The organism is Sphingomonas sp. ID1715, from assembly GCF_013044515.1.
In the GTDB taxonomy this organism is placed as follows: Bacteria; Pseudomonadota; Alphaproteobacteria; order Sphingomonadales; family Sphingomonadaceae; genus Sphingomonas_B.
The window spans coordinates 336,070-348,655 of record NZ_JABEPR010000002.1 but is presented as its reverse complement, the minus strand read 5'-3'; the positions used below and the strand labels follow the sequence as shown (position 1 = coordinate 348,655).

Genomic DNA, 12,586 nt, shown 5'->3' with positions numbered 1-12,586 from the left:
AGCAGGGGCGCGGAGGGTCAACCGCGGACGTGTTTCAGCCGCCGAGCACCGACGCTACGGCTTTGGCCCAGCCGTCGAGGCGATGCTGCCGTGCCGCAGCGTCGAGCCGTGGTTCGAACGTGCGGAGCTCGCCCCGCATCTTCGCCGCCTCTTCGAGCGAGCCGAACAGGCCCGCTCCGACGCCCGCGAGCATGGCCGCGCCCATCGCGGTGGTCTCGACAAAGGCGGGGCGTTCGACCGTGACGCCGAGCATGTCGGCGAGGTCCTGGGCGAGCCAGTCGTTCGCCGCCATGCCGCCATCGATCCGCAGGCGAGTCCAGTCGCAGCCATCGCCGGCAAAGGCGGTCTTCAGATCATGCGTCTGCAGGGCCTGCGCCTCCAGCGCCGCGCGGACGACATGCGCGCGGCCGGCCGAAAAGCTCAGACCGGTGATCGCCGCCCGCGCGTCGGGCCGCCACCAGGGTGCGCCCAGGCCGGACAGGGCGGGTACCAGATACACGCCGCCATTGTCCGGCACGGACCGGGCGACCGCCTCGCTTTCGGCGGCGCTGGCGAGCAGGCCGAGATCGTCGCGCAGCCATTTGATCAGGCTGCCGGCGACGAACACGCTGCCTTCCAGCGCATAGTGGCGCTGCCCACCCAGCTGCCAGGCGACCGTGGCGAGCAGTCGGTGCCGCGATGTGGGCAATGTGGTGCCCGTCGCGGTCAGCACGAACGCGCCGGTGCCATAGGTCGCCTTGGTGTCGCCGGGCGAAAGGCAGGCCTGGCCGATCGTCGCCGCCTGCTGGTCGCCGGCCAGCCCGCAGATCGGGATCGGCGCGCCGAACAGCCGGGTCTCGCCGAAGCGCCCCGCGCAATCGACGATCTCGGGCAGGATCGCGCGCGGCACTCCGAAGAGCGCGAGCAGCCCGTCGTCCCAGCCGCCGCTGCCGATGGCCATCAATGCCGTGCGGCTGGCGTTGGTGGCGTCGGTGACGTGCAGACCGCCGGTGAGCTTCCAGACCAGCCACGACTCGACAGTGCCGACGGCCAGCCGATCGCCGGCGTCCTTCAGTTGCGGCCAATGCTCCAGTGCCCAGCCGATCTTCGATGCGGAGAAATAGGGATCGAGCAGCAGTCCGGTCTTGGCCTGCACCGCCGCTTCATGGCCTTGCTCCTTGAGCGCGGCGCAGCGCTCGGCAGTGCGGCGGTCCTGCCAGACGATCGCGGGCGAGAGAGGTTCGCCGGTCGTCTTGTCCCAGAAGACGATCGTCTCGCGCTGGTTGGTGATGCCGATCGCCGCGATCCGCTCCGCCCCGCCGGCCTTGTCGATCATCTCGCGCGTGCAGGCGAGCGTCCGCTCCCAGATCTCTGCCGCGTCGTGCTCGACAAGACCTGGCGCCGGATAATGCTGCGTCAGCTCCCGCTGCGCCGAGCCGAGGCAGCGACCGTCGAGGGCGAACAGCATCCCGCGGGTCGAGGTGGTGCCTTCGTCGATGACGAGAATGGTTTCGGGCATAGACGTAATCCTCCCCCAGCATGCTGGGGAGGGGGACCGCCGCAGGCGGTGGAGGGGCGTCGCGTCAGCGACGAACGCAACCCTCCGCTTCGCTTCGGCCCCTCCACCAAGCTGCGCTTGGTCCCCCTCCCCTCTAGCGAGGGGAGGAATAAGTGCGCATAACCGGCTCATGCGTGCGGAACAATCGGAGCGGATCGAACGGCGGCCGGAGCCGGTGCCGCTCGATCGTCTGCGCCGCCCGCCCGAGCCGACGCTCGAATATCAGCGCAACCGGCTGCTCGCCGGCCTGGTGCTGGTGGCGAGCATCGGGCTGCTGCTGGGTCTCCCCTTTGCCCTTCGCGCCGGCGCCGAGTTCTTCCTGCCGGTGACCGCCGCAATGGTGATCGCGATCGCGCTGGTGCCCTTGCTCGAATGGCTGGAGCGGCGGCGCGTGCCGTCCGGCCTCGCAGCATTCCTGTGCCTGTTCGTCTTTCTGGTGATCGCCAATGCCGCGCTTGCCTCGATCGTGGTGCCGGCGACGGAGTGGTTCACCGCGCTTCCCGAGCGCATTCCGCAGATCCAGGCCAATCTCGCCCCGCTGATCGACTTTTATTCCAACCTGCAGAAGTTCGTCGACGACACGGTGCAGATGCTGGCGAGCGGCCCCGTCGCCGCCGCCCAGGCCTCGGCGGTCGAGGCGCCGAGCTCGATCATGGACTATGTGTCGTCCGCGCCGCATGCGGCGATCCAGGTCTTCTTCGCGATCCTGGTCATCTATTTCTTCCTGTGCGGCTGGACGCGGCTCAGGGAGCGGACGATCACCAGCCGCGGCAGCTTCGGCGGCGCGCTCGCCACCGCCCGGGTGATCCAGAATGTCGTCGATTCGACTTCGGCGTATCTGGGCACGATCACGCTCATCAACGTGACGCTCGGCCTGCTCGTTGCGATCGCGCTGTGGCTGATCGGCATGCCTTCGCCGCTGATGTGGGGCGGCATCGTCGCGCTGCTGAACTACGTTCCCTATATCGGGCCGCTCCTCGCCGCGATCCTGCTCGGGCTGGGCGGGCTGATGACCTTTTCCGACGTGTGGCTGGCGCTGCTGCCGGCCGCCATCCAGATCGCCCTGCACGTCGTCGAAGCCAATGCGGTGACCCCCGCCATCCTGGGCAAGCGCCTGACCATCAACCCGCTGCTGATCCTGTTGTCGCTCAGTTTCTGGGGCTGGGTGTGGGGCACGCCCGGTGCTCTGCTGGCGGTGCCGCTGCTCATCATCATCCAGACCGTGGCGAGCGCCGCGGGCAAGCCGGACATTGCCGGCTTCCTGTTCGAAGAGGGGACTTTGGTCGCCGGGCACGGCGAGCATGAGGAGGCGGACGAATAGCGTTGACAGCGTGCCGGGCCTCCCCTAACCGGCGCGCCTCAACCGAAGCGCGGGTGTAGCTCAGTCGGTTAGAGCGCCGGCCTGTCACGCCGGAGGTCGCGGGTTCGAGCCCCGTCACTCGCGCCATTTCCGCTGCCGAGATCGGTCGAGCGGAGCCGCCTAAAGTGTCGCTATCCTGAGCCAAAGCTTCCCTGCTTTGCTGCTTCTCAATCAGCTGAGTAGAGAAGCTTCAGTCCTGCCGGACTCGCGGATTTTGATTCCCAGATTGCCCCGCGTCACCAAAGGCTAAAGCGAAGGAGACCGTTATGCGTGTGCTGCCTTTCTCCGGCCGTGCCCAGACCAGCTGTTGTCGCTGTCGCGTCATCTGACCGCCATCCCCCCGACACATCGCTGACCTAACGCGAGCGCACGGCTCGCCGGAGATATTTCATGTCCATCAAGTCCGACCGGGCGCCGCGCGCGCTCGCCAGCTATCCCCTGTCGCTGCAGCATGCCGCCGCGGCCATCTGGGGCGAGAATTTCTGGGGGCGGGAGAAGATCAATCCCGAACCGCCGCTCAGGCGCGCCAGCGGCCCGTCACGATCCAGCGCATGATCGGCTTGGCGGGAAAGATCCAGGCGACGCCGGCGGCGACGTAGATCACTGCCTGCAACAGGATCGGCAGAGCGCCGATCGCGCCGGAAAAGCTGGCGACGATCACCGCCCAGGCCGCGATCAGCCCCAGCACCATGAACATGCCGATCACGCTGCGCTTGGCCGGGTCCATCACTGGATCCACTCGCGTTCGGTCAGCACCGCGTGGAGCGGCATGTCCCACGGGTCGTCGGGCACTGCGGGCAACTCCTGCACGCTCCAGCCCATGCCGACCCGGATCGCATCCGGGAAGCGGGCAAAGGCGCGGTCGTAAAAGGCGGCGCCTTGCCCCAGCCGGTGCAGCCGCCGGTCAAAGCCGAGCAGGGGTGCGAGGAACAGGTCGGGCTCGACTTCGGTGGCATGACTGGGGTCGGGCTGGGCGAGGCCGAAATAGCCGGTGACGAGGGGATCGCCCGGCCGCCACGCCAGGAAGCGCATCGGGACGCTGCGCCGCTCGACATAGGCGAGGGCGACAGTCGCACCCTGTGCGTGCGCCTGTTCGAGCAAGGCTGTCGGGTCGGCCTCGCTGCCGACGGCGACATAGCCGGCGACGACGCGTGCCGAGGCGAACAGCGCCTGGAGCGGTGTCGGCGCGCGGCGAAAGGCGAACGCGCGGCCGCCCGCGTCCAGCCCTGCGACAAAGGCATCGCGGCGCGCGCGCAGTTCGGCGCGCAGCCTGGGCTTCAGCTCTTCCGGCTCCATTCAGCGCGCCTTAAGGGGCGCCGGACGCGCTGCCTAGGCAAGACTCGCAGGCGCGGGGCTTGCCAGCGTTCAGGTGCGGGATTAGGTGCTTTGCGCAAAGCTTAACACGAAGGACTGTCCATGAGCGAAACTGCCGACCGGGTGAAGAAGATCGTCGTCGAACATCTCGGCGTCGAGGCCGACAAAGTCACCGAGGACGCCAGCTTCATCGACGATCTGGGCGCGGACAGCCTCGACATCGTCGAACTCGTCATGGCCTTCGAGGAAGAGTTCGGGGTCGAGATTCCGGACGACGCCGCCGAAAAGATCACGACCGTCAAGGACGCGATCAGCTATATCGACAACAACAAGGGCTGAGCCCAGGCGGCTTCGGCCGCCATGTTGAATAGGACGGCTCTCCAGCCCGATCGGGGCAGGGGGGCCGTTTCGCTTTGAAGAACTGGAGCTAGCATGCGCCGTGTCGTCGTCACCGGTCTGGGCCTCGTCACCCCCTTGGGCGGCGACGTCGAGACAAGCTGGAACAACATCAAGGCGGGCAAGTCGGGCGCCGGCACGATCACGCGCTTCGACGCGACCGACTATGCCTGCGACTATGCCTGCGAGGTCAAGCCCGCCGACCATGCCTATGGCTTCGACCCCAACAAGCGCGTGGACCACAAGGTGCAGCGCCAGGTCGATCCGTTCATCATCTACGGCATCGACGCCGCCGGCCAGGCGATCGAGGATGCTGGCCTGGTCGACGCGACCGAAGAAGAACGGCTGCGCATCGGCTGCTCAATCGGCGCGGGCATTGGCGGTCTGCCGGGCATCGAGTCCGAGTCGCTGGTGCTGCACGAAAAGGGGCCGCGCCGGGTCTCGCCGCACTTCGTCCACGGGCGGCTGATCAACCTCATCTCGGGCCAGGTTTCGATCAAATACGGGCTGATGGGGCCGAACCATGCGGTGGTGACCGCCTGCTCCACCGGCGCGCACTCGATCGGCGACGCGGGCCGCATGATCCAGCTCGGCGACGCCGACGTGATGCTGGCCGGCGGCGCCGAAGGCGCGATCTGCCCGATCGGCATCGCCGGCTTCGCCCAGGCGCGCGCGCTCTCCACCAACTTCAAGGCCGAACCGCAGCGCGGCTCGCGCCCCTATGACAAGGATCGCGACGGCTTCGTCATGGGCGAAGGCGCGGGCGTGGTCGTGCTCGAGGAATATGAGCATGCCAAGAAGCGGGGCGCCAAGATCTACGCCGAGCTGATCGGCTATGGCATGTCGGGTGACGCCTATCACGTCACCGCGCCGCACCCCGAGGGCGCCGGCGCGTTCCGGGCGATGAAGGTCGCGATGGAGCGGTCCGGCCTCGGCCTTGGCGACATCGACTATATCAACGCGCACGGCACTTCGACGCCCTTGGGCGACGAACTGGAGCTGGGCGCGGTCCGTCGTCTGTTCGGCAACGACATCGCGAACCTGTCGATGAGCTCGACCAAGTCCATGATCGGTCATCTGCTCGGCGGCGCCGGCGCGGTGGAGACGATCTTCTGCATCCTGGCGATGCGCGACCAGATCGTGCCCCCGACGCTCAACCTCGACAATCCGAGTGAGGGCGTGGAGGGCGTTGACCTCGTGCCGCACGTCGCCAAGGAGCGGAAGGTCAAGGCGGTGCTGAACAACAGCTTCGGCTTTGGCGGCACCAACGCCAGCCTGGTGCTGCGGGCGGTCTGATCCTTCGAGACGGGCCTTCGCCGAGCTCAGTCCCTCCTCAGGATGAGCGGAACCATATATCCCGCTCATCCTGAGGAGCCGTTGAGCTTGTCGAAACGGCGTCTCGAAGGACCATGTCACCAGGACTATTGATGCGCCGCCTCCTTCTCCTCCTCGTTGCCCTTGCGCTCATCGCCGGCGGGGCCACCTTCCTGTCGTGGACCGGTGCGGGCCCCGCGCCAAAGGCCGTCGCCGTCACCGTGCCCGAAGGCGGCACGCTGCGCTCGGCTGCCCGCGAGCTGGAGAAGGCGGGCGCCATCGCCTCGGCCGATCGCTTCTACCTGCTCGCGCGGCTGTTCGGCGGCGAGGGGACGATCCGCGCCGGCGAATATGAAGTGCCGAAGCATGCTAGCGCCCGCGAGATCGTCGCGCTGCTGCAATCGGGTAAGACGCTGCAGCGGCTGGTGACCATTCCGGAGGGCATGCCTTCCATCCTGGTGCATGAGAAATTGATGGCGACGCCGCTGCTGACCGGCTCCGCGCCGGTTCCCGCGGAAGGCTCGGTGCTGCCCGACAGCTACAGCTATCAGCGCGGCGAACGCCGCGCCGCGGTGCTGAAGCGGATGACGGCCGCGATGGACAAGGCGCTGGCCGAACTCTGGGCCAAGCGGAAGCCGGGCGCGGTGGTGCGCACGCCGCAAGAGGCGGTAACGCTCGCTGCGATCGTCGAAAAGGAGACCGGCGTGCCGGCCGAACGCCGCATGGTCGCCGGCGTCTATTCTAATCGCTTGCGCATCGGCATGCCACTCCAGGCCGATCCGACCGTCATCTATCCGGTGACCAAGGGCAAGCCGCTCGGCCGCCGCATCCTTCAGTCTGAACTGCACGCGGATAACGGCTACAACACCTATGCACGGGCCGGCCTGCCGCTGGGCCCGATCGCCAATCCGGGGAAGGCCTCGATCGCGGCGGTGCTCGATCCCGCGCCGACCAAAGCGCTGTATTTCGTCGCAAAGGGCGACGGCGGTCACGTCTTTGCCGACACGCTCGCCGAGCACAACGCCAACGTCGCGCGCTGGTACGCCATCCGGCGCGCGCGTGGAGAGATGTAGAACCGGGCGGCTGCTCGCTCCGGACCCTAGTCGGCGGCGGCGACGCGATCGCCCGCCGCAACCCGTCCGCGCACGAGCGCGACCTCGGCGGTGCCGTCGGGGCGCACCGCCGTCACCCGCACCTTCGCTGCCTTGCTCCAGCGGAAAAACGGTGCCCGGCCGGGCGCGCCAGAGGCCGGCTCAAGCCGATGTGTGACCAGCATGTCCCCAACCGCAACGGCTCCGGAAGGGCGCACGGTGGCGCGGCCGTCATCGACGGCGATCACCTGCCCGATCGCTGCCAGCGAAATCACTAATCCTGTAATCATCTACCTTGGCCCGTCTTTGGATGCGGGTCAGATAGGTCGTTGGTCACACGCCGCAATCCGCTGGCAGAGGCAGCAACACTTTCTTACACTCCGCCCGTGACTGTGCCCTACGCATCGCCCGTCAAGCGTTCGATCACCATTGCCGGACATCCGACGTCGATCAGCCTCGAGCCGGTCTTCTGGTCGGCTTTGGAGGAGGCGGCGCGCGACGCGGAACTGCCCCTGTCGGCGCTGGTCGCGCGGATCGACGCGGAGCGGATCGCGCTCCCGGAGCCGCCGAACCTGGCCAGCGCGATCCGTGTCTGGCTGTTCGCAAGCAAGGACTAAGCCATTCATCGCACACTCAGTTGGAACCGGTATAAGTGTCCGATCTTTTTTGCGGGGGATGGAGTGGTTGGCATGAACAAGCTTGGTGTGTTTGCCGCTTTAAGCGCGACTCTGCTGGGGAGCACGGCGGCCTCGGCGCAGCTCGTCGATCCGGCACTGTCGCGCGACATCGGCCGTGCGGTCGGCGAGGCGGCAGTGGCAGCAGAACGTGCAGCAGCGGACGCAGCCGTCTCCGCTCGCGAGGCGTGGCGGGCAGCGCGACAGGGTTATAGTGAAGGCGGCGGGCGCTATGCAGGTCGGGTCGCACCTGCGCAGGACTTTGCCGGGACCGAGGATGCGGCCGTCGACGCGTGTGCCCAGGCGGCCGAGCAGCAGGGCTATGACCGCGGCTATCGTGCCGTGGTGCGCGACATCGACGGAGTCGAACGCATCCCCGGCGGCTGGAATGTCGACGGCGTCGTCGACGCGCGCCGCGGGTGGCGCGATCCGCGGCCGGAAAGCTGGGGCTTTCGCTGCGCGGTGCGCGACGGCCGCGTCGTCAATGTCGATCTGGGGCACGAGTTCGCGCGGCGTTGACCCGTAGGCGCGGCGGGGCTTTCCCGCCGCGCCCCTTCTGCTAACAGGCTCGGCGCATGGACACCCATGCGCACGATTCCATCCTGATCATCGACTTTGGCAGCCAGGTCACCCAGCTGATCGCCCGCCGCGTGCGCGAAGCGGGCGTCTACTCCGAGATCGCTCCGTTCAACGCCGCCGCGGCAGCCTTCGACCGACTGAAGCCGAAAGGCATCATCCTGTCGGGCGGCCCCTCCTCGGTAATGTGGGAAGATAGCCCGCGTGCGCCGCAGCACATCTTCGACGCCGGCCTGCCGATCCTCGGCATCTGCTATGGCCAGCAGACCATGTCGCACCAGCTGGGCGGCATGGTTGCGCCGTCGGATAGCCGCGAATTCGGGCGCGCCTATATCGAAGTCAGCGGCCGGTCCGCCCTGTTCGACGGGCTGTGGAGCGAGGGCGAAAAGCACCAGGTGTGGATGAGCCATGGCGACCGTGTCGAGCGGCTGCCCGAAGGCTTCAGCGTCGTCGCGCAGTCGGAAGGCGCGCCCTATGCTGTCGCGACCGACGAGGCGCGGCGCTTCTACAGCCTGATGTTCCACCCGGAGGTCGTGCACACGCCCGACGGGCACAAATTGCTCGCCAACTTCGTCCGCCACATCTGCGGCTGTCCCGGCGACTGGACGATGGCGGAATATCGCCAGACCAAGATTGCGGACATCCGCGCGCAGGTCGGCAAGGGCAAGGTGATCTGCGGCCTCTCGGGGGGCGTCGATTCGGCGGTCGCGGCAGTGCTGATCCACGAAGCCATCGGCGACCAGCTGACTTGCGTCTTCGTCGATCACGGCCTGATGCGCAAAGGCGAGGCGGAGCAGGTCGTCTCGCTGTTCCGCAACAGCTACAACATTCCGCTCGTTCACGTGAACGCCGAGACGCTGTTCCTGTCCGGGCTTGCTGGCGTCAGCGACCCCGAGGCCAAGCGCAAGTTTATCGGCAAGACCTTCATCGACGTGTTCGAAGACGAGGCCAAAAAGATCGGCGGCGCGGACTTCCTGGCGCAGGGCACGCTTTATCCGGACGTGATCGAGAGCGTCAGCTTCACCGGCGGCCCGTCGGTGACGATCAAGAGCCACCACAATGTCGGTGGCCTGCCCGAGCGCATGAACATGAAGCTGGTCGAGCCCTTGCGCGAGCTGTTCAAGGATGAAGTGCGTGAACTCGGCCGCGAGCTGGGCCTCCCGGACGCATTCGTGGGCCGGCATCCTTTCCCGGGCCCCGGGCTCGCGATCCGCATCCCGGGCGAAGTCACCAAGGATAAATGCGACATCTTACGCAAAGCGGATGCGATCTACCTCGAGGAGATCCGCAACGCCGGCCTGTACGATGCCATCTGGCAGGCCTTCGCCGTGCTGCTGCCGGTGCGCACCGTCGGCGTCATGGGCGATTACCGCACCTACGAATATGTCTGCGCCCTGCGTGCGGTGACCTCGACCGACGGCATGACGGCCGACATCTTCCCGTTCGATCCGCAGTTCCTCTCGCGCGTGGCGACGCGGATCGTCAACGAAGTGCAGGGCATCAACCGGGTCACCTACGATTACACATCGAAGCCGCCTGGAACAATCGAATGGGAATAGGCGCGGCGCTGCGCGACGGGTAGACAGACCGGATGTCGGGTGGACCGGACAATCCGATGATCGACGGCTTTGGCCGGCGGATCAGTTATGTGCGGCTGTCGGTGACCGATCGCTGCGACCTGCGCTGCCGCTACTGCATGGCGGAGCAGATGGTTTTCCTGCCCAAGCCCGACATCCTGACGCTCGAGGAACTGGCGATTCTGGGTGAGCTGTTCATCGCTCGTGGCGTCACCCGCATCCGCCTGACCGGCGGCGAGCCGCTCGTCCGGCGGGGAATCGAGACGCTGATCGCCCGGCTTAGCGAGCGGATCGACGACGGCCTGGACGAACTGACCCTCACCACCAACGGCACGCAATTGGCGCGTTTTGCGCCGCTGCTGGCACAGGCTGGCGTGCGGCGGGTGAATGTCAGCCTCGACAGCCGCGATCCCGAGCGCTTTCGCCATATCACTCGGCGTGGCGACCTGGCGCAGGTGCTCGGCGGCATCGGGGCGGCGAAGGCGGCCGGGCTGCGCATCAAGATCAACATGGTGGCGCTGAAGGGCCTCAACGAGGATGAGATTGCCGACATGCTCGCATGGTGCGCAGGCGAGGGGCACGACCTGACGCTGATCGAAACGATGCCGCTCGGCGACGTGGAAGGCGACCGGACGGACCACTACCTGCCGCTCGACGGCGTGAAGCGCGCGTTGGACCAGCGCTTCGCGCTGATCCCCAGCCTCATGCGGACCGGCGGGCCGGCGCGCTATTGGGATGTGGCGGGCGCGGGGATCAGGCTGGGTCTGATCACTCCGCTCACCAACAATTTCTGCGCCGGTTGCAACCGCATTCGCGTCGCGGCGACGGGCACCGTCTATGGCTGCCTCGGCCATGATCAGAAGGTCGAGCTGCGCGACCTGCTGCGCGCCGGCGGCACCGCGGCGGTCAGCGAGGCGCTCGACCGGCTGCTCTCCGGCAAGCCGGAGCGGCATCGGTTCGACATCGCTGCTGCCTCGCCGGCGACGGCGCGGCATATGAGCGTGACCGGCGGCTAGAAGTCCAACACCTGCACGGGTGCGCCTGCTGTGAGGCCGGAGTCCCCTGCAGGCCGGCGAACGAGCAGGTCTGCGGTGACCAGCGTCTTCTGCGCCCCTGAATCCTGGTTGGGCAGCAGGCGCAGGGCACCAGCCTCGAGGGCCGCTCGCGAAAAGGTCTCGCGGTCGCCGGCAGGTCCGAGCGCGTGAGGGAGGGGCAGAGGGCGCCAACGCAGGGCTTCGGCCGGATCGCGGCCCGTCATCCCGGCGATCAGGGGCGCGAGCAACAGGCGCGCGGTCACCATTGCCGAGGTCGGATTACCGGGCAGGCCCATGACCAGCGCGGCGCCCATCCGGCCGAGCCAGACCGGCTTGCCGGGCTTGATCGCGACCTTGGAGAAGATCAGATCGAGCGTATCGCCGAACATCGCCTTGGCGAAGTCGCGCTCGCCGACGGAGGCGCCGCCGGTCACGACCACCAGATCAGCGTCGCCGCAGGCCGCTTGCGCATGTGTGCGCATCGCTGCCAGATCGTCGGACAGGCGAGTCTTGCCCATCGGCTCGGCGCCCCATTCGCTGGCGAGCGCCGCCACGCCCACGGAGATGCTCTCGGGGATGGCGCCAAAGCGATCGCGCGCACTGCCCGGTTCGGCCAGTTCGTCGCCGGTGGCGATCAGGCGAAGGCGGGGGCGGCGATGCACCGTCACTTCCGCGACATCGGCGGCGGCGGCGGCGACCAAGGCGCGGGGATTGAGCACGGTGCCGGGCTCCAGCAGAACGGCGCCCTCGACAAAGTCCGACCCGGCCCGGCGGATATTCGTACCCGACCCGACCTCCAATACGCGCAGCCGATCGTCCTCGCGTTGCACATTCTCCTGGATGATCACCCGATCGGCGCCGGCAGGAACCGGCGCGCCGGTGAAGATGCGCACGGCCTCGCCTGCCGCAATCGACCCATCGAAGCCGTTGCCGGGGAAGGATTGGCCGATCACGCGCAGCGCCGATACGCCGAGGTCCGCCTCGTGAACCGCATAGCCGTCCATTGTCGACACATCCGCCCAGGGGGACGAGACCCGCGCTATCACCGGCGCGGCAAGCACCCGCCCATGCGCCTCATCGAGCTTGATCGTCTCGCTGCCGAGCGGTTGTGCCGCTGCAGCGACCAGCCGCACGGCCTCGTCGAAGCGGATCATGCGCAGCGGTCGCGCAGGCGCGGGATTTGACCCGCAAGCGAGCAGGGCCGGTGGCGACTGTCCAACTCAAGTCCCAGCACCAGGTCCCAGGCGTCGCGGCAGGCCCCGGTGGAGCCCGGCAGGCAGAAGATGAAGGTATCGTCGATCTGCCCGGCAAAGGCGCGTGACTGGAGCGTGGCGACGCCGACCGTGCCGAGGCTCGCCTGATGGAAGACGACCGAGAAGCCATCCATCTCCCGGCGGAACAGCGGCTTGACCGCTTCCGGTGTAACGTCCCGCGGCGCAAAGCCGGTGCCGCCGGTGGTCAGGATCAGATCTATTGCCGGGTCGGCGACCCAGCTCTGCACCTGGCTGCGGATCGCCGCCACCTCGTCCGGGACGATGCGCTTGCCGGCGAGTTCGTGGCCCGCCGCAGTGAGCCGTTCGACGAGTGTACGGCCTGAACTGTCCGTCTCCTCCGTCCGTGTGTCGGAGACGGTCAGCACCGCGATGCGGAGCGGGTGGAAGGACAGGCTTTCGTCGATGCCGGGCATGGCCGTGTCTGTGCGCGGAATCGAAA

At 67.6% G+C, this 12,586-nt stretch carries 15 protein-coding genes and 1 tRNA gene; 10 read left to right on the top strand and 6 right to left on the bottom strand.

What is annotated here, in order from left to right; genetic code table 11:
- Positions 1-34: 34 nt before the first annotated feature.
- Complete coding sequence (glpK, locus tag HJG53_RS06560; protein WP_171128772.1) at positions 35-1,498, bottom strand: glycerol kinase GlpK; 1,464 nt, start codon at positions 1,496-1,498, stop codon at positions 35-37.
- A gap of 169 nt (positions 1,499-1,667) precedes the next feature.
- On the opposite strand from glpK, the gene HJG53_RS06555 reads away from it, so the two are divergent.
- From HJG53_RS06555 to HJG53_RS06545, 3 genes are all read left to right on the top strand, one after another.
- Positions 1,668-2,858, top strand: a complete 1,191-nt coding sequence (locus tag HJG53_RS06555; RefSeq protein ID WP_171128770.1) for an AI-2E family transporter — start codon at positions 1,668-1,670, stop codon at positions 2,856-2,858.
- Positions 2,859-2,907: 49 nt separating this feature from the next.
- Positions 2,908-2,984: transfer RNA gene (locus HJG53_RS06550), tRNA-Asp, on the top strand.
- A gap of 303 nt (positions 2,985-3,287) precedes the next feature.
- The gene (locus HJG53_RS06545) at positions 3,288-3,452 is read left to right on the top strand and encodes a hypothetical protein (RefSeq protein ID WP_171128768.1); all 165 of its coding nucleotides are present in this window, start codon (positions 3,288-3,290) and stop codon (positions 3,450-3,452) included.
- On the opposite strand, the gene HJG53_RS06540 is transcribed toward HJG53_RS06545, so the two are convergent.
- Both HJG53_RS06540 and HJG53_RS06535 read right to left on the bottom strand, forming a co-directional pair.
- Entirely contained in the window at positions 3,415-3,624 is a 210-nt protein-coding gene (locus HJG53_RS06540; protein WP_171128765.1) for a DUF2842 domain-containing protein, read from the bottom strand. The two genes, HJG53_RS06545 and HJG53_RS06540, sit on opposite strands and share 38 nt — an antisense overlap.
- The gene (locus HJG53_RS06535; RefSeq protein WP_171128763.1) at positions 3,624-4,193 is read right to left on the bottom strand and encodes a 5-formyltetrahydrofolate cyclo-ligase; all 570 of its coding nucleotides are present in this window, start codon (positions 4,191-4,193) and stop codon (positions 3,624-3,626) included. The genes HJG53_RS06540 and HJG53_RS06535 overlap by 1 nt, the downstream gene beginning before the upstream one ends.
- 120 nt (positions 4,194-4,313) lie before the next feature.
- On the opposite strand from HJG53_RS06535, the gene HJG53_RS06530 reads away from it, so the two are divergent.
- The 3 genes from HJG53_RS06530 (at position 4,314) to mltG (ending at position 6,994) form a co-directional block, all read left to right on the top strand.
- Positions 4,314-4,550 carry an acyl carrier protein gene (locus HJG53_RS06530; RefSeq protein ID WP_171128760.1) on the top strand — a complete coding sequence of 79 codons (237 nt, stop codon included), beginning with the start codon at positions 4,314-4,316 and terminating at the stop codon, positions 4,548-4,550.
- A gap of 93 nt (positions 4,551-4,643) precedes the next feature.
- Complete coding sequence (fabF, locus tag HJG53_RS06525; RefSeq protein WP_171128758.1) at positions 4,644-5,903, top strand: beta-ketoacyl-ACP synthase II; 1,260 nt, start codon at positions 4,644-4,646, stop codon at positions 5,901-5,903.
- A gap of 131 nt (positions 5,904-6,034) precedes the next feature.
- Positions 6,035-6,994 (top strand): endolytic transglycosylase MltG, encoded by a 960-nt coding sequence (mltG, locus tag HJG53_RS06520; RefSeq protein ID WP_171128756.1) that lies wholly within the window; start codon positions 6,035-6,037, stop codon positions 6,992-6,994.
- Positions 6,995-7,020: 26 nt separating this feature from the next.
- Here the strand turns inward: mltG and HJG53_RS06515 are convergent, their stop codons facing one another.
- Positions 7,021-7,302, bottom strand: coding sequence for a hypothetical protein (locus HJG53_RS06515; RefSeq protein WP_171128754.1), 282 nt, complete (start codon positions 7,300-7,302; stop codon positions 7,021-7,023).
- Positions 7,303-7,398: 96 nt separating this feature from the next.
- On the opposite strand from HJG53_RS06515, the gene HJG53_RS06510 reads away from it, so the two are divergent.
- The 4 genes from HJG53_RS06510 to moaA all read left to right on the top strand — a co-directional run bounded on the left by HJG53_RS06510 (position 7,399) and on the right by moaA (position 10,855).
- Positions 7,399-7,629: a ribbon-helix-helix domain-containing protein gene (locus tag HJG53_RS06510; protein ID WP_368039523.1), complete on the top strand. Its 231-nt coding sequence runs from the start codon at positions 7,399-7,401 to the stop codon at positions 7,627-7,629.
- A 72-nt stretch (positions 7,630-7,701) separates the two neighbouring features.
- Positions 7,702-8,205, top strand: a complete 504-nt coding sequence (locus HJG53_RS06505; RefSeq protein ID WP_171128752.1) for a hypothetical protein — start codon at positions 7,702-7,704, stop codon at positions 8,203-8,205.
- A 56-nt stretch (positions 8,206-8,261) separates the two neighbouring features.
- Positions 8,262-9,821 (top strand): glutamine-hydrolyzing GMP synthase, encoded by a 1,560-nt coding sequence (gene guaA / locus HJG53_RS06500; RefSeq protein WP_171128750.1) that lies wholly within the window; start codon positions 8,262-8,264, stop codon positions 9,819-9,821.
- A 32-nt stretch (positions 9,822-9,853) separates the two neighbouring features.
- On the top strand, positions 9,854-10,855 hold the full coding sequence (gene moaA, locus HJG53_RS06495; RefSeq protein WP_254447581.1) for a GTP 3',8-cyclase MoaA: 1,002 nt from the start codon (positions 9,854-9,856) through the stop codon (positions 10,853-10,855).
- On the opposite strand, the gene HJG53_RS06490 is transcribed toward moaA, so the two are convergent.
- Positions 10,852-12,027, bottom strand: a complete 1,176-nt coding sequence (locus tag HJG53_RS06490) for a molybdopterin molybdotransferase MoeA (protein WP_171128748.1) — start codon at positions 12,025-12,027, stop codon at positions 10,852-10,854. The two genes, moaA and HJG53_RS06490, sit on opposite strands and share 4 nt — an antisense overlap.
- The gene (gene moaB, locus HJG53_RS06485; RefSeq protein ID WP_171129663.1) at positions 12,024-12,560 is read right to left on the bottom strand and encodes a molybdenum cofactor biosynthesis protein B; all 537 of its coding nucleotides are present in this window, start codon (positions 12,558-12,560) and stop codon (positions 12,024-12,026) included. The genes HJG53_RS06490 and moaB overlap by 4 nt, the downstream gene beginning before the upstream one ends.
- Positions 12,561-12,586: the final 26 nt, after the last annotated feature.